This is a genomic window from Guggenheimella bovis, from assembly GCF_054492335.1.
Map to the genome: position 1 here is coordinate 1,089,498 of NZ_JBQWTF010000001.1, position 26,323 is coordinate 1,115,820.

26 protein-coding genes are annotated in these 26,323 nt (G+C 43.0%); 24 read left to right on the plus strand and 2 right to left on the minus strand.

The features are described from left to right. Positions 1 to 25 precede the first annotated feature (25 nt). The 8 genes from ACUB3H_RS05360 (at position 26) to ACUB3H_RS05395 (ending at position 7,908) form a co-directional block, all read left to right on the plus strand. On the plus strand, positions 26 to 1,576 hold the full coding sequence (locus tag ACUB3H_RS05360; protein ID WP_459129631.1) for a Na+/H+ antiporter NhaC family protein: 1,551 nt from the start codon (positions 26 to 28) through the stop codon (positions 1,574 to 1,576). 2 nt (positions 1,577 to 1,578) lie between these two features. Beyond that, complete coding sequence (locus ACUB3H_RS05365; protein ID WP_459129632.1) at positions 1,579 to 2,298, plus strand: aspartate/glutamate racemase family protein; 720 nt, start codon at positions 1,579 to 1,581, stop codon at positions 2,296 to 2,298. A gap of 49 nt (positions 2,299 to 2,347) precedes the next feature. Further along, positions 2,348 to 3,877, plus strand: coding sequence for an alanine/glycine:cation symporter family protein (locus tag ACUB3H_RS05370; protein ID WP_459129633.1), 1,530 nt, complete (start codon positions 2,348 to 2,350; stop codon positions 3,875 to 3,877). Positions 3,878 to 3,975: 98 nt separating this feature from the next. Continuing rightward, positions 3,976 to 4,818 (plus strand): fumarate hydratase, encoded by an 843-nt coding sequence (locus tag ACUB3H_RS05375; protein ID WP_459129634.1) that lies wholly within the window; start codon positions 3,976 to 3,978, stop codon positions 4,816 to 4,818. Next, positions 4,819 to 5,382, plus strand: coding sequence for a Fe-S-containing hydro-lyase (locus tag ACUB3H_RS05380; protein WP_459129635.1), 564 nt, complete (start codon positions 4,819 to 4,821; stop codon positions 5,380 to 5,382). It begins immediately after the preceding gene. A gap of 612 nt (positions 5,383 to 5,994) precedes the next feature. Then, complete coding sequence (locus tag ACUB3H_RS05385) at positions 5,995 to 6,615, plus strand: GNAT family N-acetyltransferase (RefSeq protein ID WP_459129636.1); 621 nt, start codon at positions 5,995 to 5,997, stop codon at positions 6,613 to 6,615. 9 nt (positions 6,616 to 6,624) lie between these two features. Continuing rightward, the gene (locus ACUB3H_RS05390; RefSeq protein WP_459129637.1) at positions 6,625 to 7,131 is read left to right on the plus strand and encodes a GNAT family N-acetyltransferase; all 507 of its coding nucleotides are present in this window, start codon (positions 6,625 to 6,627) and stop codon (positions 7,129 to 7,131) included. A 159-nt stretch (positions 7,132 to 7,290) separates the two neighbouring features. Continuing rightward, entirely contained in the window at positions 7,291 to 7,908 is a 618-nt protein-coding gene (locus ACUB3H_RS05395; protein ID WP_459129638.1) for a helix-turn-helix domain-containing protein, read from the plus strand. Between the two features lie 14 nt (positions 7,909 to 7,922). On the opposite strand, the gene ACUB3H_RS05400 is transcribed toward ACUB3H_RS05395, so the two are convergent. Further along, positions 7,923 to 9,758 carry a hypothetical protein gene (locus ACUB3H_RS05400; RefSeq protein WP_459129639.1) on the minus strand — a complete coding sequence of 612 codons (1,836 nt, stop codon included), beginning with the start codon at positions 9,756 to 9,758 and terminating at the stop codon, positions 7,923 to 7,925. Between the two features lie 8 nt (positions 9,759 to 9,766). Then, positions 9,767 to 12,916 (minus strand): toll/interleukin-1 receptor domain-containing protein, encoded by a 3,150-nt coding sequence (locus tag ACUB3H_RS05405; protein WP_459129640.1) that lies wholly within the window; start codon positions 12,914 to 12,916, stop codon positions 9,767 to 9,769. Positions 12,917 to 13,037: 121 nt separating this feature from the next. Between ACUB3H_RS05405 and ACUB3H_RS05410 the strand changes: the two genes are divergently transcribed. The 16 genes from ACUB3H_RS05410 to ACUB3H_RS05485 all read left to right on the plus strand — a co-directional run bounded on the left by ACUB3H_RS05410 (position 13,038) and on the right by ACUB3H_RS05485 (position 26,320). After that, complete coding sequence (locus tag ACUB3H_RS05410; RefSeq protein ID WP_459129641.1) at positions 13,038 to 13,442, plus strand: hypothetical protein; 405 nt, start codon at positions 13,038 to 13,040, stop codon at positions 13,440 to 13,442. Between the two features lie 149 nt (positions 13,443 to 13,591). After that, the gene (locus ACUB3H_RS05415; protein ID WP_459129642.1) at positions 13,592 to 14,425 is read left to right on the plus strand and encodes a 4Fe-4S binding protein; all 834 of its coding nucleotides are present in this window, start codon (positions 13,592 to 13,594) and stop codon (positions 14,423 to 14,425) included. 10 nt (positions 14,426 to 14,435) lie between these two features. Next, positions 14,436 to 14,960 (plus strand): hypothetical protein, encoded by a 525-nt coding sequence (locus tag ACUB3H_RS05420; RefSeq protein ID WP_459129643.1) that lies wholly within the window; start codon positions 14,436 to 14,438, stop codon positions 14,958 to 14,960. Further along, a complete protein-coding gene (locus ACUB3H_RS05425) occupies positions 14,947 to 16,056 on the plus strand; it encodes a hypothetical protein (protein ID WP_459129644.1) in 1,110 nt (369 codons plus the stop codon). Before ACUB3H_RS05420 ends, ACUB3H_RS05425 begins: the two co-directional genes overlap by 14 nt. Next, positions 16,040 to 16,432 (plus strand): VOC family protein, encoded by a 393-nt coding sequence (locus ACUB3H_RS05430; RefSeq protein WP_459129645.1) that lies wholly within the window; start codon positions 16,040 to 16,042, stop codon positions 16,430 to 16,432. Before ACUB3H_RS05425 ends, ACUB3H_RS05430 begins: the two co-directional genes overlap by 17 nt. Beyond that, a complete protein-coding gene (locus ACUB3H_RS05435; protein ID WP_459129646.1) occupies positions 16,432 to 16,575 on the plus strand; it encodes a hypothetical protein in 144 nt (47 codons plus the stop codon). Before ACUB3H_RS05430 ends, ACUB3H_RS05435 begins: the two co-directional genes overlap by 1 nt. Before the next feature lie 967 nt (positions 16,576 to 17,542). Further along, positions 17,543 to 18,313, plus strand: coding sequence for an ATP-binding protein (locus tag ACUB3H_RS05440; protein ID WP_459129647.1), 771 nt, complete (start codon positions 17,543 to 17,545; stop codon positions 18,311 to 18,313). A 32-nt stretch (positions 18,314 to 18,345) separates the two neighbouring features. Continuing rightward, entirely contained in the window at positions 18,346 to 19,545 is a 1,200-nt protein-coding gene (locus ACUB3H_RS05445; RefSeq protein WP_459129648.1) for a 2-hydroxyacyl-CoA dehydratase family protein, read from the plus strand. Then, positions 19,545 to 21,326, plus strand: coding sequence for a 2-hydroxyacyl-CoA dehydratase family protein (locus ACUB3H_RS05450; protein ID WP_459129649.1), 1,782 nt, complete (start codon positions 19,545 to 19,547; stop codon positions 21,324 to 21,326). The genes ACUB3H_RS05445 and ACUB3H_RS05450 overlap by 1 nt, the downstream gene beginning before the upstream one ends. A gap of 33 nt (positions 21,327 to 21,359) precedes the next feature. Next, a complete protein-coding gene (locus ACUB3H_RS05455) occupies positions 21,360 to 22,145 on the plus strand; it encodes an acyl-CoA dehydratase activase (RefSeq protein ID WP_459129650.1) in 786 nt (261 codons plus the stop codon). 14 nt (positions 22,146 to 22,159) lie between these two features. Beyond that, entirely contained in the window at positions 22,160 to 22,327 is a 168-nt protein-coding gene (locus ACUB3H_RS05460; RefSeq protein WP_459129651.1) for a hypothetical protein, read from the plus strand. Continuing rightward, positions 22,327 to 23,055 carry a hypothetical protein gene (locus ACUB3H_RS05465; RefSeq protein ID WP_459129652.1) on the plus strand — a complete coding sequence of 243 codons (729 nt, stop codon included), beginning with the start codon at positions 22,327 to 22,329 and terminating at the stop codon, positions 23,053 to 23,055. Before ACUB3H_RS05460 ends, ACUB3H_RS05465 begins: the two co-directional genes overlap by 1 nt. Next, positions 23,048 to 23,296 (plus strand): hypothetical protein, encoded by a 249-nt coding sequence (locus tag ACUB3H_RS05470; protein WP_459129653.1) that lies wholly within the window; start codon positions 23,048 to 23,050, stop codon positions 23,294 to 23,296. Before ACUB3H_RS05465 ends, ACUB3H_RS05470 begins: the two co-directional genes overlap by 8 nt. Before the next feature lies 1 nt (position 23,297). Then, positions 23,298 to 23,492, plus strand: coding sequence for a CooT family nickel-binding protein (locus ACUB3H_RS05475; RefSeq protein ID WP_459129654.1), 195 nt, complete (start codon positions 23,298 to 23,300; stop codon positions 23,490 to 23,492). Positions 23,493 to 23,513: 21 nt separating this feature from the next. Continuing rightward, on the plus strand, positions 23,514 to 24,707 hold the full coding sequence (locus tag ACUB3H_RS05480; protein WP_459129655.1) for a 2-hydroxyacyl-CoA dehydratase family protein: 1,194 nt from the start codon (positions 23,514 to 23,516) through the stop codon (positions 24,705 to 24,707). Further along, positions 24,704 to 26,320, plus strand: coding sequence for a 2-hydroxyacyl-CoA dehydratase family protein (locus ACUB3H_RS05485; RefSeq protein ID WP_459129656.1), 1,617 nt, complete (start codon positions 24,704 to 24,706; stop codon positions 26,318 to 26,320). Before ACUB3H_RS05480 ends, ACUB3H_RS05485 begins: the two co-directional genes overlap by 4 nt. Positions 26,321 to 26,323 lie beyond the last annotated feature (3 nt).

Below are 26,323 nucleotides of genomic sequence, written 5' to 3' on the forward strand. Positions count from 1 at the left end.
TGGTCAATCAAAGAAGGAGGAAAAAATGACAGATTATGGTGTCCTTTCTCTCGTACCCCCTGTTTTGGCAATTTCTTTGGCGTTAATTACCAAGGATATTATTATTTCCCTGTTTGTCACAGTATTCGTCAGTTCAACCATTATTGCAGGTTGGAACCCAGCACTTGGTTTTACCACAATGATTAAGGAACACATTTTTGGTGCTCTGGTTGACCCTGTTAATATTCAAGGTTTAATCATGATGGTAATGATTGGAGGGTTTGTTGCATTACTCACGAAATCGGGAGGTGCATATGCCTTTACAGAAAAAGTTACCAAGTGGGTAAAGACCAGAGAAAAATGTGAAACAGGTATCTGGATCGGCGGCTTAGCCGTTTGGTTTACGGATTCAGGAAACTCTTTAATCGTAGGACCTATTTTTGAAGCATTGGCTGAAAAATTACGAGTCTCAAGAGAAAAGTTTTCCTACATATTAGACTGTACAACAACTCCGATTTGCTCTTTGATTCCGATTATTGGTTGGGGTGTTTATACTCAAGGTCTCATCGACACGGAGTTAGCCGCTGCATCAATCACTAACACGACAGGATTCGAAGTTTTCGTACAAGGAATCCCACTAAACTTCTACTCTATCCTGACTTTATTTATGGCAGGAGTAATGTCCATCACCTCATGGGATTACGGTCCAATGTTACAGGCTCAAAATAGAGCAATGAAGACGGGCCAAACGATCAGAGAAGGTGGAGAGCCCATGCGTGGAGATAACACAGAGAACCTCAATATCGATCTGAGTAAAGCCAAGATTAGTACGATGGTCATTCCACTCTTAGTACTTCTTACGGTTATGTTTGCATACTTAACAAAATGTGGCCTATGGACTACAAAAGTCCCTGGAACAGACATTAGAACAGGTATCGCATCAGGATTTCTATGTGGTTTGATCGTGCTTGTCTACTTGTGTGTTAGAACAGGCGTCTATTCATTCAGAGAATGCATGAAAATTATTGCCAGTGGTTGGTCCAACATGATGTTTATGTGTGTTGTTTTGACCCTTGCATGGGCACTATCTGGCGTCAATAACATCATGGGAACAGGAGACTATTTAGTAGGAATTACAAGTGGCTTCTTACATCCTGGTATTCTGCCTTTTATCCTCTTTATCATGGGTGCTGTCATGTCTTTCGCTACCGGAACATCTTGGGGAACCATGGCTATTTTATTCCCGATTGGAGTACCAGTAGCAGTTAATTTAGGTGTATCACTTCCATTAATTGCAAGCGCTATTATTAGTGGATCTGTTTTTGGAGATCACTGTTCACCTATTTCTGACACAACTATTTTGGCATCCATTGGAGCTGCTAGCGATCACATTGATCACTTCCGTACACAGATGCCTTACGCAGTGACCTGCGGTATCGTTTGTGCTGGATTATTCTTATTAGCTGGTTGGGTTCATATGCCGATTATGACTGTAGTAGGCGGTTTAGTGCTTACGGTTGTTGTTTATTTCCTCCATAAGCACTCAAAGAAGAAACACGGCCAAGTAAAGTTAAGTGACATACAAGGAGTTATGTAATTATGAAAATAAAAGTCATCATGTCGGATAAAGCTATGACCAGAGAAACGATGGATGCACGGGAGATAATGCTTAAACAAGCATTATCTTCCGATGCTGAAGTAAGCGTCGATTGCATTAAACGAGGTCCAGATGAGCTGGATTGCAACACGGATGAGGCTTTTGCCGCTCCTGAAATGGTAAAAGAAAGCATTAAGGCAGAAAAAGAAGGCTTTGATGCCATTGTCATCTATTGCTTCAGTGATGTTGCGATTGATGCGATTCGTGAGAATGTCAGAATTCCAGTCGTGGGACCAGGAGAAGTGAGCCTTGCTGCAGCATCCATGCTCTGTAATCGCATCACCGTTCTCACTTCGGCTTCTTCTAATATTCCACGAACCTATCGTAGATTAATGCGAAATGGAATTGCACGAGAAAAAATGGCGTCAGTAAGAGCGTTAGATGTACCCATCGGTGAGCTACGTGTTGATCCAAAAGCAACAGAAAAATACATCAAAAACGTGTGTGAACAAGCGATTAAAGAAGATGGCATTGATGGTGTTATTCTAGGTTGTCTAGGGATGGCCGGTTATGGTGAAAAACTCGAGGCTGAATTACCTCTAAAAGTGATTGATCCAGCATTCCTCGCTGTGGCCTATGCAGAATTGTGTGTTCGACTCGGCTTGAATCACGCGAAAGCGGTTTATCCGGTCTTTACGAATGCGAGTAATGTAGAGCTTTAAAGATACACATTGAGTCTTGAAAAACACTTGAAGAAGGGAAGAACCTTAAATGACAACAATATTCGAATGGGTAAATAATTTGTTCGCTGCCGTCGTACCAGTAGCTGACTTTTTGTGGGATTTTCCAACAAACCTCGAATGGTATGCTAATATCCCGATTTTAGGTCAATTTTCACTAGCTATTTTGTTACTAATCGGTGGTAGCTTGTTCTTCACATTCCGCTTCGGATTTATCCAGCTGAAAGAATTTAGAACAGGCCTCAAATTACTTGGAGAAAAACAATCCTCAGATGTAGGTACCTCACAGCTAGCTGCCTTTCTAATTAGTATGGGCGGAAGAGTAGGCGCTGGAAATATCGTAGGAGTCACAGGAGCAGTTACTATCGGCGGACCTGGTGCCATCTTTTGGATGTGGATATCAGCATTCCTTGGCATGGCAACGGCCTTTGTCGAAGCGACATTAGCTCAAATCTTTAAAGAGAAAAAAGATAATGAGTACGTAGGCGGATTTACATTCTATATCCAAAAAATTTGGAAGAATAAAAAATGGGTGGGATTCGGCATGTGCGTGTTGTATTTGCTTTACAATATGCTTAGTATACCGGTCCACACGTTCCATGTGTTTACCGCAGTTAGCTCCATTGCCAACGAAGTAACTGGACGTACGACAAGCGTGACGGAACCTTTGTATTACATCATTGCCGTTGCAATCGTTGTTATCATTGCTGTAATTACGTTTGGAGGAATCAAAAGAGTCGTACAGTTTTCGGATGTAGCGGTACCTGTTATGGCAGTAGCATACATTGCTATTGTTGGGTTACTCATTTTATTGAACTTAGAAAAGGTTCCAACTTTCTTTGGAGCAGTATTTAAAGGCGCTTTCCAACCAGCTTCAATGTTTGGCGGTGCCTTTGGAGTGGCACTATCTCAAGGCTTAAAACGAGGACTCTTATCGAATGAGGCAGGTATGGGTACATCCACACAAGCAGCCTCCATTTCTGCGGGTAATCACCCCTGCGAACAAGGATTTGTACAAGCAATTGGAGTTTTTGTCGATACGATTATCATTTGTTCACTGTCAGGATTTGTTGTTGCAGCTGGTGCAATTTGGCAAAACCCAGGACTTGACTGGAATACGATTAAACTAGATAAAATAGGAACGTTTTTAACATCCATTAAAGCCCTAACTCCAGGGGAAGGTGTTCTCGATACAATCGTATTTATTATCGTAGTAGTAGCATTTGGTCTATTCGCATTTACTACTTTACTTAGCGATCTGACTTATACAGAAATTGCTGCGAATAAAATCTCGAAGAGTAAGTCCTTCATCCAATTTTCAAGAGCACTAGGAGCATTGCTTTTTGTACCTCTTGGAACATTAACAGTGCTTGCTGGATTACAGCTAGACAACTTGTGGTATGTTTCTGACCTAATCAATGTCGTTTTAATTCTGATCAACATTCCAACGCTAATCGTCGGCAGAAAAATTGTTCTAAAGGCTTATAAGAATTATAAGACTGGTGGTGGAAAACGATTTGTTAGTTCAGACATTGGAGTTGAAACAGACGTTTGGAAATAATTGTTTGCTCTGATTTTAAGAGAGTATGTAACACATATCTATGCTTTCACTAACGAGTATCAAGCGAGAAATAGTTTTAGAATTGGGAGAATTCATTCATGCGTGAAATAGAAGTAAGTAAGATTACTGAGATCGTTCAAAGACTCTGCGTAGATATCAATCTAAACTTACCACCGGATATCAAAAAGACTCTGTTCTCCTTTCAAGAAAAGGAAGATGGAGAGCTTGCCAAGAACGTTTTAAATAACATTATTAAAAATGTACAAGTGGCTAAATCAGAAAGACTACCTCTTTGTCAAGATACTGGGATAACTTGTGTATTCCTAGAGATTGGTCAAGATGTACACTTTGTGGGTGGTGATTTAAAGGAAGCCATCAATGAAGGCGTTCGGCAAGGATATAAAGAAGGGTATCTCAGAAAATCTGTTGTCAGAGATCCTTTACGTCGTGAAAACACGGGTGATAACACTCCTGCTATGATTTACACCGAAATAATTCCAGGTGATCAAGTCAGTATTATGGTAGCTGCCAAAGGATTTGGAAGTGAAAACATGAGTATGCTCCGAATGCTAAAACCTTCTCAAGGCAGACAAGGCATCATCGACTTTGTTCTTGAAGTCGTTGAACTTGCTGGCCCAAATGCATGCCCTCCGATAGTCGTAGGCGTAGGTATTGGCGGTACCTTTGACAAAGCTGCACTCATAGCCAAAAAAGCACTAATGAGGTCAGTAGATAGCTTAAATCCAGATCCTTTTTACAGAGAACTAGAACAAGAGTTGCTAGAAAGGATAAATGAGCTTGGAATCGGTCCTCAAGGCTTTGGTGGTAGAACGACGGCGTTAGGTGTAAATATTGAAACGCTACCTACACATATTGCAGGCTTACCATGTGCAGTAAACATTAATTGTCATGTGACAAGACATAAGACGGAGGTGTTATAAATGGCAGTAAAGACAATCACACTTCCGTTAACAGAAGAATTGGCAACCACACTAAATGCTGGAGATAACGTTCTCCTCACAGGGACCATTTACACCTCACGCGATGCTGGACACAAAAGAATGATCGAAGCATTAGATAGAGGTGAAGAATTACCCTTTAATCCAAAGGACGCAACCATCTATTATGTAGGTCCAACACCAGCCAAGCCTGGTTCTATCATTGGCTCTGCTGGCCCAACGACTAGCGGACGCATGGATGCTTATACACCTAAGCTATTATCAGTAGGTGTAAGAGGGATGATTGGAAAAGGTCACCGCGCCCCCGAAGTAGTAGAGGCAATGAAAAAACATCATTGTGTTTACTTTGGAGCCATAGGTGGTGCTGGTGCACTCATTGCTCAAAGCATCAAGTCAGTCAAGCCTATTGCGTATGAGGACTTAGGTCCTGAAGCATTAGTAGAGTTGTATGTAGAAGATATGCCAGTTATCGTTATCATCGATAGCAAAGGCAATAATTTATACAAGATAGGAAGAGAAGAATACAAACGCAAACAACAAGATTAATTTGACATTTATGCTAATATCTCTATCCAACTACGAGTTCCTTATAATGTGTAAGCAATGCATGGATTCCTAATTTAGGGATCCATGCATTGTTTTTAGGAAAGGTATTGGAATCCTTCTGTTTCCAATTTATAATTCTAGAAAAGAGGAAAAAGATTGAGAATTTAATTTCCAAGCAACAAATGTCCAAAAGAGCTAAGTAACCTCCCTTGTAATTAAGAGAAATCTGACCCAGATCATCGAACTTAAGAATCAGTATTTAAGGACGGTTTCAAAGCTTTTGCGATTCTAACATTTTCGGAGGCCGCTATGTGGTTACTTTTCGGTATCAGTTCAATCATCTTCTGCATATTAAATTTAGCATGGTCAGCCCAAAAGAGAGATCCTAAATGGTTCCGTTTCCTTAGCTTATCCCTTACGGCGCTTACTGTCTGTGCTTTCTACATGGACGGAGCTACACGTGTAGTTAAGGAAGACTGGGCAGGTCTTATGGACACCATGCCAACGATGAATACTGCCTTATGGATCTGTGTTTTGTTATCGATCCTACTTAACTCTGTATCACTATTTAAAGAATCAAAGAAATAGAATTACTTGGTATTGGAGGTCTAGATGAATAAAAATGAATACCTAATGAATCCAACCTCTGCCTCTTCATTAACCTACTGGAAGACGTGTCACTTTGAAGTCCCTTCTCACATGAAAGTTATTCATGAGTCGGGCTTTGATTCATCTCTTCTTGAAAACTATACAGATGTTGTCTATTTTAAACTCCTTCATGATCTCTCCAATCTACCTGTACCGTTTGAATCTACACGATACACCTTCATGGACGCTCCTACGAAAGACTTTGTAGATCACATTAACTCCTGCTATGAGTTAGAAGGCGTAACTCTTAATGAACTAGAAGCCTATAAAAGTAGACTCGTCTATGACGAGGATCTATGGATCTGTCTCTACGACAAGGAGAAGAATGTGATCGCTGCTTCTGGTATCGCAGAGTATGATCCTGAGGTTCGTGAGGGCTCTCTCGACTGGATTCAAGTGTCTAAGGAGTATAGAGGGGAAGGCCTGGGAAAGGTTATCGTTTACGAGCTCTTACGGAGGCTTAAAAAGAAAGCTCTCTTTGTAACTGTTTCAGGAAGAGTCGATAATCAAACGAACCCTGAGAGACTCTATGAGAGCTGTGGATTTAAAGATAAAGCATTATGGCACATATTGATGGAAAAATAAGGAAAAAGAATGGATATAAAGATTAGAAAAGCACTTCCAAGTGATGCCAAAGATTTACTTGAGTTAGGTAAGATCTGTGGCAGTGAGACAGATAACTTAAGCTACGGAAGTGAGGGGTTTGGTCTTACTCTAGAGCAAGAAGAGAAGTTCCTGGAAAAGCTCTCACAAAGTGAAAAACAGCTCCTCATCTTAGCTTTCGTCGATGGAGAGATTGCTGGTTCAGCTAATTACTCTTCCTCAAACCTTAAGCGCTTCTCTCACCGTGGAACGATTGGTATGGCTGTTCAAAAGAAGTACTGGAACCATGGTATTGCTTCCTTATTTCTAAAAGAACTCATCGATTTTGCAAAGAACAAAGCAAAGGCTAAGATCCTTTCTTTAGGAGTGAGATCGGACAATGAAAGAGCCATTCACTTATACAAAAAGTTTGGTTTTAAAAAGATTGGAACCTTTGAAGGCTACTTTGAGATCAACGGAGAACTTATTGACGTAGACTACATGAATCTAAGACTTTAAAAGAATTTGGGCGTAAATTTCAAGTTCAACTTGAAAAATACGCCCATTCTTTAAAAATATCCCACTTGTAACCTCTTGTTGCGCTAATGGAAAGTGAAGTTGGTAGTGTATTTTGGCCTTTTGGGTTAGTGTAAAGACAGAGAAAGAAGGAGGCCTTTTATGAACATCGGAGAAAAACTCATACAACTTAGAAAAACGAAAGGAATGTCTCAAGAGGACTTAGCTCAGAAAATTGGACTCTCGCGTCAAGCCATATCACGCTGGGAAAATGGTTCCGCTCTACCAGATGCCAATAATCTCTTAGCATTAAGTGAGATCTATGGTGTATCGACAGACTATTTACTAAACGATCACTTTGAGAGCGATGAAGATCTTCCTAAGGTGAAGGAGAATAAAAAGATCCTTCATAGCAATTTGACCCTCATCGCTATCATTCTTCAGGCGTCGTTTTTAAATGCAGCTTTTGCAACTTATACTGGAACAGGGGAGGATCAAACCTTCATGACGATCTTTAAGATCGTTCCTCTTTTACTTACTTCCATCTGGATGGCTAGCAATCACCGTTATGAATTAGATATGGTTCAAAGAGTAAAGAATACGAAGATTGAACTTCTCTACTGCGTGATTCAAGCTCTTATCGCATTCTTTGGTTATCACTTTAAGCTAGGTATCGTGACACCTCTATTACTCATAGCCGTTCTAATGACTTATATCTTTGTCGTGAATCCTAAATTTATGAACCGTAGATTTGTAAAATCAAAGAACCCCAGACCTTAAGATCTGGGGTTTTATTACTCTACAGATAACGTCGAGATGTAGTCATAGATCGCCTTTTCTCGCTGTGGTCCTTGTAAGAACTCTTCCCAGCTATCGATGAGGCAGTCGTGCTCTTTGTTTTCTAGATCCTTAGTCTCTGAGAAGTGGAAGTTTCTCATGTAGTGGAAGTTGTTCCAGCGTCTGTGTTCGAGCTCTGTAAAGAAGTTCTTTACGGGGCTCTTTTCAATGATGCTCACTTCTTCTGTCACACTCACACTCTGAAGTTCCTTCTTCCACTCGTCTACAATCTCCTGACGAGTGTTGGGGAATCCCTCAATGCTCGTGAGTTTCTCAAGGATAGCGCGTTTAATGGGTGCATGTAGACTCTGAGCAAGCGATGACTCCCTCTTAAAGGATGTGAGCTCATTCCACTGTTCTTCACTCGTCTTACTCGGTATCTCCCAGCCCATGAGCTTGGCTGCCGTTTCGTTGTAGAAGGCATTAAAGGCCTTGGCTTTTCTTAAGAAGCGATCTCTTAAGATGACTTCTCTCGTTAAGAGATCCTTTTCTTCACCGAATGTCACGATGTTTGGTAGTTTCTCTTTTATTGCATCGAGTAGTGCTGAGACTTCATCTCTCTTTGGCGTATAGAGAGATACAGGACCATCACTAAAAAGCTTTCTAAAGCGCTCGATCGTAACGAGGCTTTCTTTCGCTGAATCGATCGTAAAGACGACGGATGTGAGGGGATCTTCTTCGATCGCTTTTGAGAGTGCTTGAGGGAGTGCCTTGGCTCTTAAGTCGTAGGGGAGAATGTCTACTCTACAGACCTTCTCTAGCTGATCGATGTCACTTTCAAAGTAGTCAAACTGCTCTTTGGCATTCTTATCGAGTATCGTGATGTGCAGTCTATCGGACGGATTTAACGTAAGAAGGTTTGTCGCCTCTTTAAAAATTTCTTGCCCGAGTGCTGTGAATCCAACGATCAGTAGGTGAGCGTGACCGATTTTCTTTGCCATCGTCATCTCGTTTTCTACATCCTCTTTGGTCCACGCTTCCTTTAGCCCTTTTGTCTCATACGCTCTAAAGTCTTCCCTCTGGAAGAGCTCGATAGCTCTTAGGTGATCGAGGTTAAAGTAGTGAATCGAGAGGGCTTTTAGATGATCTGCTTGGTCCTCTATGAGTTCCTTCATCTTCGTATTCGTACTCATGACGTGAGTAGGAATGCGCTCCGGGCACTTGTCCTCTAGAATCTCATTGATCGCTCTTAGTGTTCTAAAGTTCTCTGGTTCTCCTTCAAAGACGATGAGTGCTTCTGCTTGATGGATCTTATACTTTCTAACGAGTAGTGCGTTTTCAATGTTCTCTGGATGAAGGCAGTCTATCGTAGCTATTTTTATCCTGTGATCGAAGACGCCTTCGAGTGCGTGCTGTTCCTCCATACTCTTTGCTAAGTATAAGAGTCTATCTTTTGGACGTTCTAGGAAGGCCTCTCTTAAGAAGGGCTCTGCAAAGGCGCGGTCACCCATGACGACGAGGTGCTTACGGTTCAAGTGGTAAAGCCAGCTTTGAAAGCGCTTTAGGTACTTTTGACCGATATTTAAAAAGCCACTCACAGTAGAGATCGGCGTTATCCATATGGCGAGTTCGTAGGGCCAAGGGAACGATCCGTCGGAACCTGGTGACGGCATAAAGAGATAGAGCTTTATGACACTTGCGATGGTGTTTGTCACCTTCTCCCAAAGGTTTCGATCGACCGTCCAGTAGATGAGTACGCTACCCCAAACGGCTAGGAAAAAGCCTAGGACATAAATGAGGGTCATGAGCCTCTTTTTCATTAAGGGTAGCCATTCTAGTCGTTTTCTATTCATCCATACCTCTATTTCTTTAAGCTTAATTCGCTCAGTTCATCTTCCGATAGCTTGCGATTTCCTGTAAACTTCTTTGCTTCCTCTTCAAGTTCTTCTCTCGAAAGAAGCTTTAAGTGCATCGTTCTACCGATGACTAAAGACTCCTGTAGGTATTCGCTTTCTGACGGAACGGTAAAGTCGTTAAAGTACGGATCCTCGCTAAAGAGCAGGAGTTCTTTTCCTCCTCTTGCGATGTGGCATTGTACTGTGCTTGCACCTGTATCGAGTGAGAACTCTTTTACAAGCTCTCCCGTTTCAAAGTTTATAAGAACGGCCTTCCTTGAATTATTAAAGCCTTCCTTTTTGATCGTAAGAAGAAGTCCTGATTCCTTGTCGTACTCGTTTAGATTATCGGGCGAATTTCCAAGTTCACTTCGTGCCGAGGAGAGGGTGTGATACGTCTCCTCCTCATCTCCTAGCTTCCATGTGAATCCTTTATCTACAAGTATTCCTTTGGCTTCGAGAATTCCCTTTTCATCATTACCTACGTAGAAGACCTCACCTGTTCCTTCGTGAACAACCGTTTCCGTATCGACTCTTGTAATTCGGTAGTTACCGCTTTGAAAGTTTTCTACATAGAACTTCATGTCGTCACTAAACATGAGGTTTTGGAAGACGTCTGTTTTACTCGGGATCACCTGAACGACCTTATCTTTTTTCCAGTCGATGAGGCGGTTGTAGCCGTCTGTAGTTCTTAGATAGAGTAGATCGGGGTTACTCGTAAAGCCAAAGTAGGCAGTAGAACCAGAAAAAGGCGTGTAGTAGACGGTCTTTAGGTCTTTTAGACGGATGACTTCTACTTGCTGCTTATACTTTACGAGGTCGCCCTTTTCGTTCCTCGTCTCGTAGGCATTCCCTGTGATGACCAAGTTTCCGTCATTACTGAGTCCAAAGTCTTTATTTAAGTAGACGCGGGAATCAAATTCCTGCCTGTTTGCTTTAGGAAGCTCTAAATGCACACCCTTCTTTTCTAAGTCCCAAACGAAGCTTCCCTCTTTCTTATAAAAGAGAGCAAAGCGGTTATTTTTACTGACAGAGACGAGCTGTGCATCGATGTCTTCGAAGGCATTGATGCTTGAGGTCGAGCCAATCTTAATGATTCCATCTTTTAAGGATCCTACGATGGCGTATTTTCCTGTTCTTCCAAGGGTCAGATAACTTGCTTCAGCCTTTCCGTAAGGGACTCTCCAGCCGATGATTTTTAGATCCTTTAGTAGCGTTAGATCACCACTCTTTAAGAGAAGTCCCACCGTTCCGTCTTCTGCCATCATCATTTCATTGATGGTTTCACCTGGAAAGAGACTGCGCAGAATCTTTCCTGTATTTCCGTCAAAGACTACGAGAGAGGAGTTGTCGTTCATGTAGACATACTTTCCATCCGAAGAGACGGCGAGCATGTTGTCATCATTCGATCGATTCATGGGTTCTTTAAAAAGAATCTCTTTGGTCTTTAAATCGAAACAGTAGAGGGCATTGGTTCCTGTGGCATAGAGCTTTGTAAAGTCACTATTTACCCTACAAGATGTGAAATAGGGAGAGTAGACGTCACCTACATCTTCCTTTGGAATGGGAAAATCAAAGACTGGAGCACCAGAGCCCTTTTTAATGATTTTAAGTCTCGTATCCTCTTCTAAGCCGTTACTTGTAAGGATGATGATCTCGTCACTTTCTGGTAGTACGATAAAGTTTTTAAGGTTTCCTGGTAGGAGGGTTTGACTCGTTTCTTTCCAGTCGGTTGTAGAGATGGTCGAAAGGAGGATCTTCTTATCCTTTAAGGATAAGATATGGAGTTCCTTTGCATCTTTCGTAAAACGACTCATGATGACGATATCGTCTGTCGTAAAGGTCTTCACTTCTTTGTAGTCTTTCGTATCCCAGACCTTCACCTGCTTATCAAAAGCACCTGCTACGAGGTACTTTCCATCAGAGCTAAAGTCTGTCTGCTTCACTTGTCCCTTAAATCCATCGAGTGTCTTTACGAGCTCTCCGTTCGATGTCTTATAGATTCCTACGCTCGATGCCCCGAGCCCCGTGGCAACGTACTCTTCTTTGGGGTCTATGGAAGCGTAGCCAAGGGTGTTTCGCGTAGTAATAGATGAAGTGTAGTGAAAGCCACTATGGATGAGGTTTTGACTCAAGATGTTTTCATAGCGAGCGTTGATCTCATCATAGAGAGGCATCTCCTTCGATGCCATCTTCATAGCCTTTTCTGAAACGAGCACTGCCTTTGTGGCATCGCCTTCTTTTGTTAGCTTCGCTGCTTCATTTAAAAGCATTGCGGCGTTTGATTCCTGCGCTTCAAGTCTTGCAATATTCGCCTGTCTATAGGCGTTAAACATAAAGATACCGAAGACTAAGAGTGCAGCTGCTACAACGCCTGTGAGGCGTAGCATGCGCTTTGTTCTTCGTTCCTTTTCACGCTCCTTTAGGTCGCCATAGGAGACGCCAAGCATAGCAGCCATGATGCGATAGATCTCTGTCGTCTTTAAAAGCTTTAGCGAATCTTGTAGTAGTGTCTTTCGCTTTTCGGAGTTTTCTCTATCGAGCGTTTCATAGCCTACGAAATCTGGACTTTGGACTTCTGCTGGCCTTAGCTCCGCAGCTAAAAGTTCCATCTGCACATCGACAGAATCTCCCGCTTCATTCGTGATCGTCTTTTTAAGATCCAAAAGAGGTGCTGGGAAGGACTCCTGAGGTTCACCTTCAACAAGTACAGGGATAATGCGATCTGGTCCGTGGAGGCGAATGAAAGTTTCAATCTCCTTCACGCACCACGGTGAAAGTGGCGTACGCTTGGAGCAGATGACGACGAGAAACTTGGACTCTCTTAGAGCAGCGTCGATCGAAGTACTGAGTTCAGTACTCGTAAGTTCCTCTCGGTCACGGAACACACGGTAGGTGGGTTTTTTCCCGTCTTCATAATGGGTCTTTGGAATCGGGAAAGTTTCTATTAACGTATGAATTTTCGATGCAATGGTAGCGTCAGGTTCGACGTGACGATAGCTAATAAAGGCTTGATATTTATAACTTTTTTTAGGCTCTTTGGTTTCGTCAGGATTTAGAACGATCTTAGAACCGAGATCATTACTTTCAGGATCAAGATGTAACTCTTCTGCCATAGGCTCCTCCTAATCATAGTTTTCTTATTATATCCTAGTTTTGTTAAGTTTTATGGTGATCAAGAGGGTGAGAGCGTTCGATCTCTTCTATTTTTGCTATAGTAAAAGAAAAGGAGGCATTATGAATCACGAATTGAAAGAAAAATCGTTGCGATTAAGCGAAACGGCGAGAGAATATGCACTCGATTTTAATAGGCGCTTCGATTACTCCGAAGCGAGCATTAGGGACTTAGAAGCGATCTTAGACTATTATTCCAAGGACATGAAAGAGAGTCATCCGACAGAGAATCAAGTCTGGTCTATGGCTATGGTCTTCGGTTCCTACCTCGGTGAAGTCCTTTTAAGAAACGGACTCGAAGAACGCGGGTTCTACTGGAACGTTTTAGAAGATTCTCCCATTCCCGTGTTACAAAATGAAAAGGGAGCATTCCTTACGCCCGTCGATAAGGTTTTTAACCGCTTTGTAAATGGTAGTGTTGAGAACGTCATAAGCTTCTATGAAGTGATGAAAGAAGCTACCAAGTGAATAAAAAAAGTGATCCTTTATCGGTGTCTCTACAGTCGTCTCGATCATTTCGAGCTTTTTTATACTAAAAGACCCCTTTTTATTACTACAGCTTGTAGGGGTTATTATCATCCTCGCTGGCGTGTATACAGCGAATCAAAGGAAAACCTATGGAGAAAAATCTATTTAAGAAATATCGAGAAGCGATCCTCTTATTTGTCGTTTTTGAATGCATCGCAGTCATCCTTTGGCTTACAAAAGGAAAGATCTTTTATCTCTTAAACTTCAGCTACCTCGGAAGCTCTTTAGCGCTAGGAGTTGCGCTCTTAAAAAGCGGTCATCCCTATGGTAGAAGAATTGTACAGCTTTTAATCGGCCTCTATATGCTTTTCTACTTAGGTGTCATGAATCGGGAGAACATGCAGCTTGAGGGCTTCTGGTATTATCTCTTCACAGGTGTCTTTGAAGCGGCGACGATTCACTACGCCGTCGCTAAGATCTTCGGCCCGCTCCTCTTTGGAAGAGGTTTCTGTGGCTACGCTTGCTGGACGGCGATGGTACTTGATCTATTGCCTTATAAGAGGCCTGATCACAAGAGAAAGTCGATCGGCTGGATCCGCTATCTCATGTTTCTACTCTCACTAGGCTTTGTAGGAGCGCTCTTTTTCTATAAAGTGTTAGGCTTAGAAGAGATCATGTTCGTCGCTTTTCTTGTAGGGAATGTCCTTTATTACATCATAGGAATTGGTTTAGCTTATGCTTTTAAAGATAACAGAGCCTTTTGTAAGTACATCTGTCCCATTACGATCTTTCTAAAGCCCATGAGCTACTATTCACTCGTTCGAGTAAAGGTCGATGAAACGAAGTGCATCCGCTGTAACCAGTGTAAGAAGGTGTGCCCGATGGATGTCGATGTACTAGACCCTAGTCGTAAGCGTCTTCACGGGACCGACTGCATCCTCTGTATGGAGTGTGCAAGAATCTGTCCCAAGAAAGCTATTTAGAGGAGAAGAAATGTTTCTTTTTGGCTTTAAACGAAGTATTTATAATCTATTCGTGGCCCTCGTCCTTGGTATCCTAGCCAGCACTTGCTATCTCTTGTCAGGAAGAGAAAAAGCTCTATTGCAAGTTGGGCATGCCTTTTCGGCCTTTGCCTGGATCTTTATCTTGTTATTTATACAATATCGAAGGAAAGAAGCGGACCGAAAGAATAAAGATTTTCTCTATGAAGAGAAGAATCACATTCCACATTCGATTCATTCCAAGCACCTGGAAGCCATCATAGAGGGAAAAAGTGAACCTAAAAAAGGAGAACCTTTGAGATACCTCCTACGCGTTCTATCTGGCTGTGTCTCCGTATATGACCGGGTGTCGCTTCCTTCTGGAAAGAAAGCGACGGTCAAAAATCTCTATTTTCCCGAGGAAAGACCAGCGACGTTTACCGCTTATGAGGGAGAAGAAGTGGTAGCTCTCTTTTCAGGGGATCCACTTGAAGTCGGAGATCGTATTCAAAGGATAAGGAAAAATGATGTGGTTTGATTGGAAAAAATACATTGGATGGGTGATCATTGTCATCCTCTTCGGAGCATTCTGGCTCTTTTTACATTTTGATAGACAAACCGATTACGCTGCACCCCAAGAGACGATTGTGCTCTTAGGGGAGGCCCATGGGGTCAAGGAGTTTTATGACATCGAGCTTCAGAGGTGGATCGAAGCCTATAAGTTTGGTAAGAGAGATCTCTTTTTAGAGCTCCCTTATTACACAGGACAGCTCTTAAACGAATTCCTCCGTGCTCCCGATGACAAGATTCTGATAGAGCTTTATAACAATCTCGAAGGAACGAGTCAGCACACCGATCTCTTTTTAAACTTTTTCCGGAATATAAAGATAGTAACGCCGGAAACGAGAATTCATGGAACCGACCTCGGTCATCAATATGACTCTACAGGTAAGCGCTACCTCGCGACACTTACGAAGGGTACGAGGGAATACGAATTAACGGAAGAAGCCATCAATCAGGGGAAAACGTGGTATGAAGAGTTAAAGCGTGACCCAGAGTACCGTGAAGAGATGATGGTTAAGAACTTCATTCGGGCGTTTAATGATGTAGACCGAATGCCTATTTTAGGCGTTTACGGCGGTTACCATGTGAATGTGAAAAACCCTAAGGTCATGGCAGGAAGACTAAAAAATGAGCTCGGTGACATCATTAGTGTGAGGTTTCTTTCGAATCAGGTGACAAAGACCCAATACCACTGGTTTAGCTACGTCGGTATAGCTTTCACACTCCTCGTTACCGTACCTTTTCTCATACTCAATAAAAACAAGCTCAACAGGATGTTTCTTATGGGCTTTAGCGTATATCTCATCTTGTTATGGGAACTCGATCCAATGGTCCTCTTTAAACCGGGCATTGCACTCTACTTTTCCGATCGCTTCCAGTGGATCTTCTTAGCCTTCTTACTCCTCATCCCTTGGTTTAAGTCCGTCATTAAAAAAAGAGTCGATTTCACAATCCCCGGACTCATCATCTCGAGTCTTTTGATGTTTGCCAATGTAGACATAAAGATTGTTCTGTTTCCGCTTCTTTTAATCTTTCTAGAGAGGTTTAATAACTATGCGGCCACACATTAAACTCGATGGCATCACGATCGACTGCCCCGAAGAGCAAGTCGAAGAGATGCTTCATTCCTACGAAAAACTCACAGGCTATATGGCGGAACCCATAGAAGAGGGCGTCATGCCCGGTGTCTTTGGACCACATCTTTCGATCAACATTCAAGGCGTTAAAGACTATCAAGGACCTACCTGGCCCACACAAGAGCGCGGTCAGATGTTACATATGGACTTTTTTGTGAGAGACTTGGATTCAACTGTAGAGTACGCGAAGTCGATCGGTGCAAGAGAAGCGGAACATCAATACGGAGAAACTTGGCGAGTCTTTTTAGATCCAGCAGGTCATCCTTTCTGTTTAACGCTTAATGGAAGGGATGACGGAGAGGAGGAATAGTGGGTCTTTTTAAACATCTTTTTAAGAAAGAGGAAGCAAAAGAACTCGGCAAAGAAGAAGCATACCTTAAAAAGTACATGAAGTCCGATGAACCAGGCGATCTGGCCATTTTAGATGCATTTTCAATTTACTCAGTTGAATAGCAACGCCATTATGAAACAAAGCTACGATTCTTAGACGGTGGAAGCGACCTTTAGACCGACCACGGGTTGGTCACCTTTTTACAGATGGCGGGCATTACATCAGAAGAGTTCGCTTGGCTTTAAGAAGATCCTACGACGGAGCGAGTACAGACATTAGTTGAGCGCCTGAAAAAAGAAAATCCACTTCTGATCACGGATTTGAATCGTAAATAAAAAGAGGTTTGGATGGATTTTAGTAATACGCTTTAAAGCTGTAATTCATGCGTTTATCTTTGACTTTTTCTTAAAGAATAACAGCGAATACGTCGGTTAGTCATAAAAAAATTGAATAGGATATTCCTTTTTTGCGTGTCATTATATGCGGAATTTTATTAAAAATAATAAACAAAGTGCTGTGATTTTTTTATGTGCTTTGTATACAAGGAAAGATTTGCTCATGACTTAAAAAAGCTCGTTTTTACGAGCTTTTTTGTTCATTTTTCAATGAATTATTCAATTTAACGAGAAATTGCTTTGTTTAGTTCATGTTAAATGAGAATGGGTTTTTATGAGAAAAAGCTCATACTCCTTTTTTGTGAATCTATTTTACGAAAAAAAGTTTTTAGAATTTGCGAAAAAAAGGTCACACCTAACCTATAACATGCTATAATTATTTTGCTAATACGGACTCGTGTTTAATAACAGCTATCATCTATATAAAGCATGCTTTAAAACAATATTAATATACATATAAATATAGCTTGGTTCAAAGGGTCGGCGACTCCTCTAATCGCTACATACATATTTCTTATTCTTCTTGCCTTCATTACGCTTTAAGCGTTTCGAATGGACTTTTGTCCGTTTACCCACGTGTAACGTGACAATTTTATAGGCATCGTTTGTTTCAATATTACTAATCAATATTGAATTTTTTGTGCACCTAATTTTTATATTGATTAAAGACTACGAGCCAGAGAGGAGAATGTATTTGGATACCAACAATAACGCCTGTGTCATCGCATTAGCAGGTAAAGGTGGAGTCGGTAAAACCTCACTTTCTGCTGCCATTGTTCGAGTTCTCTGTGAATCGTTTCCAGAAAAAAAGATTCTCGCAATCGATGCAGACCCTGCCATTGGACTAGCTATTGCTTTAGGAGTCAGTCCGCGTGAGACACTCGATGACATTCGTAAACGCGTCGTCGACGATGTCACAGGAAACTTAAAAAGTACGGAAGACGTCTTAGCAGAAGCGAAGTTCAGTCTCTTTGATGCCATGAGCGAGACCGACAAGTTTGCTTTTCTAGCCGTTGGTCGCCCAGAAGCTGAAGGATGCTACTGTGCCGTCAATGCTTACCTTCGAAATGTCATTTCCATGCTCGTTCATGAATTTGACTACGTCGTCATCGACGGTGAAGCTGGCATTGAGCAGATTAATAGGCGTGTCATGGACAAGGTCAGTAAGCTTGTACTCGTTTCTGACCAAAGTAAAAAAGGCATTAACATCATCGGTACCATTAAAAAGGTTGCCGATGAGATGATGATGTGTGAGTCGATCGGAGCGGTCATTAACCGAGCTCCAGCACCGGATAAAATCGACTTCGATAACGTGGAAGGCGCACCACTCGTAGCTGTCATTCCGATGGATATGAGTCTCGTTGACATGGATATTGAGGGCGAAAATGTCTTTACTCTTCCAAAAGAATCAGAACTTTTGAAAGGCGCAAAGAAGATCCTTACAGAGCTCCATGTCCTTGATTGAACGAACACAAGAGTAATAGAGGAGGATGAATCGTGAAAGACCTAAAGCATTTGATTTACTTTGAAGGGCTCCTAGAAAACCCCGATAACGAACTAGTCAAAAAAGCACAAAAAGACGGTGGTCTTGCTATTGGCTGGACTTGTTATCACATGCCTGAGGTCGTATTGAACTTAGGTAATTGTTTTTCTGTGAGACTTCGTGCACCGAGAACGGGTAGCCTCGACGTATCTACCTATTATATGTCGAACTACACGTGTGAATTTTCACGTGCGCTCTTAGAACGTGCCATCGAAGGTGGATATCAGTTCTTAGACGCGCTCGCTGAAGTCGATGCATGTACGGCCATGAACCGCTGTGCTGAGCACATTGAGACCATGAACGTAAATGACAAGCCAAACTTCTTTGTAACGCACTTAGACGTTCCTTACAAAGTGGAGGACTACAGCGTAAAAGCTATGGTTACTCAAGTTCGACTACGTTGGCTCGATGTACTCCACGAAAAGTATGGCGTAGACACTTCTGACGAAGCACTCAGAAAAGCTGTTGAAAAGCACAATGAGCTCTGCCGCGTGATCACAGAGATTGGTGAATTCAGAAAACTCGATAACCCACCGATCACTGGTTACGAATTCGCAGTTCTTACCATGGTTAGCTACACTTCACCGTGCGATCTGATCTTACCTTATCTTAAAGAGACACTCGAAGAGATTAAGACACGTAAGCCAGATAAGGAACCTTGGTACCGTGCTCGCGTAGCTATCGTCGGTTCTGAAATTGACGACCTAGAGCTCATTCAACTCATCGAAGAGTGCGGCGCTATGATCGTTGCAGACCGTTACTGCTACGGATCCTTCCCTGGTCGTGAAGAGATTAAGCTTAACGACGAAGAAGACGTGCTCACTCAAATTTGCCGTCACTACATGCTCACAAGCGAATGTGCTCGCTACATGGCAGACGAAAAAGTTCAACAACGCCGTGATACAGCAGACCGCTTAGCAAAAGAGTTTAACGCTGACGGTATCATCTATGAACAAATGAAATTCTGTGACTTCTGGGCCTTTGAAAGACCACTTGCAAGCCACATCCTAACCGATGAATACGGCTGGCCAGTTCTTTCTATCGACAGACCTTACCGTGCGAGAAGCTCCGGACAGCTTCGTACACGCTTCCAGGCTTTCGTAGAAGCTCTAGAAATTAAGAGAATTCAGTCTGGTAAAGGAGGAACCAAGTAATGGCGAATAAGTATCCGCATCCAAAATTTTACCGTAAAAAAGACAACATCGATTGGAAGGTTCAGGGAGAAAACCTCAAGGAATTCTTTTCGATCACCCTCGATCTTGCAAAAGAAACCAACTGGAAAGACGTTGGTAAAGGCTTCTTAGAAGACCTAAAAGATACAGCCAAACGTATTAAAGACGAAGCCATCGCTGTAAAGAACATGACACCAGCAGAGCGAAAGGACCTCTTACTTAACGGTGAGAAGCGCCTCGGTAAGCTCTATAAAACGGGAAAGATGGCAACTGTTCGTAGAGAGTGGCGTGGTATTCGAGACACTGCTGTAGACTTCTACGGCTGGGCAAGAATCTGGGGAATGCTCCTTACAACCTTTAGTAAAGACCTCATTCCTGCTATGAACGGACTCTTCCACTATCGCTGGATGGTTTCCTACTTCTGCTGTCACTCCTTCATGGATAAGAGCTTACAAGGTCTTCGTGGAACACAACTCAAGATGCACCAAGAGCTTACATATGGTATTTTCCGCTACGTTGCTGAAAACCTCGTGTTCCTCATGAAATCTGACCGTAAAAATGGTAACTCTGTCGATCTAAGTAACCGCATCGTACTCTTCGACGAGATGACCATGGGACAGCTTATGGCAGGTTTCCCGACCCTTTTAGGTATTCCTTATCAACTACTACCAGTATTCTTAGTTTCTGAAGTTGACCAAAACGTCTGCATCCCATACATCGATGCCGTCGAAGCCTATGGTCTTCCTTCTGACACTTGCCCGGTTCCTACCTCAGAAGCTGGTGCTTGCGTCATCGACGCTCTTCCACACATGGGCGCATGCTTCATTAGTAGCTCCATGCCTTGTGACGGTAGCGTCATGGCTTCTAGCTATACATCACGTCGTTATAAAGACCTTCCAACCTTCCACTTGACCTTCCCTGTTCGCTATGAAGACGAATCGATCTTAGATAGCGCAGTAGAAGACGTCAAAGCTTGTATCAAGTTCATTGAAAAGCATACAGGCGCTAAGTGGGACTGGGATGCTTACTTTAAGGCAATGGATCGCTTCAACCAAGAGACCGACTTTGAACTTAGAAAGTGGGAGATGAACCAGACGCCAAATCCACAGCTCATAGGACCCATGTACGAACTCTTCCGTAAGTTCAGCTATGAGATGGACGGCGGTAACGACCCACGTCTACTAAAGACAGCTCAAAAGGTCGACAAGCTCATGACCAAAGCTTATGAGCGTAAAGAAGAAGCTTGGGTTGGTAAGATGCGTCACCGTGCGATTGTATGGAGCGTACCTGCTCACTACTATCCAAACTTCTCTGGTTGGCTTGCAAACTGCTGGGGCATCAACGTGCTCGTAGAAATGGAATCCTTGAACTTTACGAAGCACTTGAATACGACCGATCCAGAAGAAGCACTAAGAGACCTATCGAGACTCTATGAGCGCATGGTTATGAGACGTCACACCAACGGTGGTTATGAAAACGTCGTCAGTGAACTCTGGAGAAACGTTGAAATTTGGAAACCAGATATCGTCATCATGTATCAACACGTTGCATGTAAGAACATGGCAACACTACAAGGTAAGTTAGACGAAGGCGCACGTGAACGTGGCGTACGTCTCATCTGGATCGAGCACGACTTAATGGACCCACGTACTGTATCTCGTAAGGAAATGCGTGAACGCGTCAACAGTTATATGAAGACCGTTATGCGCGAAGAACCCATCGACCCATCACTCGTCGACTTTGATGATGACGTCGCGATGTAAACTAAATTTTTAAAATTTTTTAAGGAGTAGAAAATGAAATATTTTGGTGGATGTGACGTAGGATCAACTTATACAAAGGCTGTCATCTTAGATGAAGCTGGAAAAATCGTAGCTCATACAACGATTAAAAGTAAGATCGTAGCGGAAGAATCAGCTCGTCAAGCAATGCAAGAAGTACTTGAAAAAGCTGGTCTTAAGAGCGAAAAGGATCTCGCATACTTAATCGGTACAGGTTATGGCCGTAATAAAGTTCCTTTTGCAGATGAAAACATCTCTGAGATTTCCTGCCACGCTATGGGCGTACACGTAACCGATCCTCAAGTCAAAGCAATCATCGATATCGGTGGTCAAGACGTCAAGGGTATCGCAATCGATACAGACGGAACCGTTAAGAACTTCGCTATGAACGACAAGTGTGCTGCTGGTACAGGTCGTTTCTTCGAAGCCATGGCTCGTAGCTTTGAATTATCCCTTGATGAATTCTCAAAGCTCTCCTTAGGCGCTAAGAACATCATTCCGATTACAGCACAATGCACCGTATTTGCTGAAAGTGAAGTTATTACACTCGTAGGTGAAGGTAAGCCTATGGATGAGATCGCAGCTGGTATTCAAATGGCAGTAGCTAAACGCTGCTTCGTCATGGCGAAAAAAGCTGGAGCAGTAGACAGCATTACACTTTCTGGTGGATGCGCTAAGAATGCTGGATTAAAGCAAGCGATCGAACAAGTTCTAAAGATTAAAGTCGTAGACTTAAAGACAGACCCACAACTCATGGGTGCATTGGGAGCTGCAGAATTCGCACGTCAGAAAGCCCAATAGAAAGGAACTAAGACATGAAAAAACTTTGCAAAACTCTCCTCAAGATCTTCCTTGTGCTCGCGAAGGTCGTAGGGATTTTGTTCATCGTCTATTTCTGGAACCTCGATCAAAAGCTCTTAACGGGAGTCTATCGCCTCGTCAATAACGTCTTTGATCGTAAGAAAGCTGACATTAAGTTCTAATGAAACTCTTTGATACATTGATTCAAGAGATGCTATCGTTTTTCGGTAAGGATGAGCACACCACTCATCCTTATTCTGAAAAACAGTCTTGGAAGGAGCTTGGCCACAGCGAGCTCGTACTTTCGAGAGATGCCGCCTTTGAGCTCGGGGGAGGAGATTATCCATCCGTAAACTGCACTTATGTGACTTCGAACGGAGAATTCGTTCCAGCCGATGAAATTGTCGTTTACGGTCAACCGCTCGAACGCATCAGTTCTGACACATCGTTTGTACGTATGGCCATTCTTCTCGTAGACGATACTGAACAAAACGAAGAAGAGTCCTACAACATGATCAAGCAACTGGACTTCATTCGCTACAACGTGCACCCTGAAGGTTATATGGTGCGCGTTTCCAGTGAGAGCAACCAAGAAAAGGTTCGCGTCAGTAAGGCAGCAAAAAATGCTAACATCAACTTCTTTGAAGTAGGTAATAGCTATATCAATAAGTACAAGGAAAATCCTAAGGTCAAGCGCGTTCGTCTGATCTTCGCAACCGGCTACAAAGATCTTTCTCCATTAAAGAAAAATGTTGAGTCGGTTCATGAAGTGACGAAAGCACTTACAGAAATTTTAGATGGGCTCATCGCAGATTGTTCCAAGTGTTCCATGAAGCCAGTGTGCGACACGGTCGATGGACTTCGCGAGATGCACATGAGTAAAGTAAAAGGAGGCTCGTCCAATGCATGATGAACATTGCCACTGTGGGCACCATCACCATCATCACCATGAAGCGATTCAAATTGAAAGTGGTGATAAAGCACGCCTGAAGCTCAAGTACATGGCAGAGCATAATGAATCTCATGTAAAAGAGCTTGAAGAACTGAGTGGATTTTTTGAGGGCGAAATGAAACAAGTGATCGATGAAGCCGTAGCGCTTTATCGTGAAGCGAACGAAAAACTCGCAAAAGCCCTTTCAATCGAGGCCTAATATGTGCTTATCTCAAGTCTTTGTCGTAGAAGATGAGAAGAGAACGCTCTTTTGTAAAGACATTCAGACGGTCCATCAAACAGCGGACGATAACTACGTCTTTACGGATCTCTTTGGAGCACAGTTTCAGAAAAAAGGAAAGATTTTACGCGTCGATATGATCCACAATGAAATCCACCTTGAAGAATCAAAATAACACTGAAAAGGCGGTAATCCTGTGAAAGCATTAAGTCATTTCATTTACTTTGAGAGGCTTCTTGAAGAAGCGAAAAATGAACTCGTGCAAAAGGCGATAGATAATGGAGACATTGCATTAGGTTATAACTGCTATTATATTCCGGAGACTCTTTTAAATCTTCCTGGATGCTTCTCCTCACGCCTCAGAGCACCGAATTCAACGTCAACGGAAATTGGCGACTATTACTTAACAAACCGTAACTGCCCCTACACACGTGCAATCCTAGATTATGCCGTGAGTGGAGCGTATAACTATCTAACGGCACTCTTTGGTGCAGAAGCTTGTTCGGCGATGGAGCGCATGGAAGAGCACTTTGAGCTCATTAAGCCTGTAAAGAATAAAGACTTCTTTACGACCATCATCGATGCACCGCTTAAAGATGACGAAGCAGCGATCGCTTATTACAAGAAAGAGCTTCAAGACAAGGTCGTCGATGAACTCAAGAAGCGTGGTATCGATACGTCTGATAAGGCGATGCTCAAAGCGATCGACCTTCACAATGAACTCTCCCGCGTAATTCGTGAGATCGGTGACTTTAGAAAGCTCGATAATCCACCCATTACAGGCTACGAGTTCCATGTCATTCAGCTCGTTACACAAGTGTGCCCACACAGGCTCATCCTACCTCTTCTAAAAGAAACACTAGAAGAGCTTAAAGTGCGAGAGCCAGACAAAACTCCTACCTTTAAAGCACGTGTCGTCATCGCAGGTTCTGAGATTGATGACCCTGAATTTACAAAGCTCGTCGAGCTCTGTGGTGCTTTAGTCGTAGCAGACCGCTACTGCTTTGGTTCCGTTCCTGGACGTGAGCACATCGAAGTGAAAGACGGTGAGACACCGATGGATGCCATCAGTCGTCACTACGTCGAGACGTGCCTCTGTCCACGCTACATGACAGGTTCAAAGATCGATCAACGTCATGACGTCATAGAAAACCTCGTTAAAGAATACAAGGCAGGTGGAGTCATCGTTCAGAGCATGAAGTTCTGTGAATTCTGGAGCTACGAGAAAGTGCTCGCTTCACACGTATTGACAAACGAGCGCGGTATTCCAACGTGTCAAATTGAGAAGGAATATACGCTTGCTTCCGCTGGACAGCTTCGTACGAGAATTCAAGCCTTTGTAGAAGCTTTACAGCTTAAAGAAATTTCGAATGAGAGGAATGGGAAATGAAGCTAGTTGACAAAGTGATTCAAAAAATCGATAAGAGTCTTCAACGCTTTGACCCCATCTGGAGAGCAGAGAATGGTCAAGGTGGCCAGCGTTCTCGCTACAAAGACAATACCGGTATTGCAGCTTATCGTGAGTGGCGTGGCACCAAGGATACCTTAAGTGATTACGTCGCTTGGTTAAGAACGGTCGGTATGATGGGAGCGATGTTTGCAAAGATCCCTGTGAAGTTTACGAAGGGACTTTTTGAGTATCGCTGGGTAGGAAGCTACCTCGGTTCCTTCGCTTTCTTAGACCGTCTCTTTGAAGGCTTCCGTGGAGAAGAGCTAAAGGTTGCTCACCTCCATTCAAACGCTATCGTCTATGAACTTACAAAGAAAATTGCAAGCATCTTAGGAAACGACCGCCGCTTAGGTGGTGGACCGATGACAGATAACATGGTCGGTTTAGATGAAACGATTCCTCCACTCTTTATGGCAGGATTCCCAACGCTAAGACCAGAACCCATGCAGTCACTTCCAGAATTTGTCATCTGTGAAGTAGACCAGCATTTGATGCCTCACTACATCGACATCGCAGAAAGCTACGGCTTACCTGCAGACGTCTGCTCACGCTGTTCAGCTGAAACAGGCGTTACCTTTGACGATGCCTTCCCGATCTTCGGTAAGATGGTCATCTCCACGAACCAACCTTGTAATGCCTCTGAAGCAACCTCGATGTTCCAACGTCGTCGTTTCCACTCCAAAGGACTCATCGACTATCCGTTCGTCTTTGCCATGCAGCACAATACGGAAAACGGCAATGCCTACTCCCGTGAAGAGCTAAAGCAAGCGATCGAAAAGATCGAAGAAGTCTACAACGTGAAGTACGATTGGGATGCACTCTATGAGTCGATCGAACGTATGAACGATGTGAGCCGCACAGAACTCGAAAAGTGGGAGATCATGGCTACGCCTTATTCACCCGCTACAGGTGCACAAGCTTCTGTCTATAAGCTCATTGAATGGGCACTCGTCAATGGTAACGATGGTAAGTTCAATAAGTACGATAAAAAAGTCCTTGAGATCATGCGAAATGCCGCAAGTAATAAATATCTCCCCTTTAAAGGTAAGACGCGTTACCGTGCATTCCTATGGGGACCCTCTGCACCTTACTATGCAGACTTCCCAACTTGGATTCAAAACTGCTGGGGCGTTACCATCGTCCTAAACATGGACTCCACCATGGGACATAACATCATTAGCACGGAGAACCCTGAAGAAGCACTCACGGGTGTTGCTAAGCTTTCTGAAAAAGGCGTTATGCGTCACCATGCAGTCGGCGGATGGGATAACGTCAATGCCGTTTGGGAATGGGCAAAACGCCTTAACTGCGACATGGTCATCTGTAATGAAAACGTCGCATGTAAGGGTATGAACGGCGTTCTCTCACTTCTAGAAGAACAAGCAGAAAAGCACGGTATGAAGTTTGTGCTCTTGCCACAAGACCTAGAAGACAGTCGTACGATTTCACGTCGTGACATGAGAAAGACGATCAATACATACATGTCGGTTGTGCTTGGTGAAGAACCACTCGACCCGACACTCGTAGACTTTGACGACTCATTGGCTTGGTAAGGA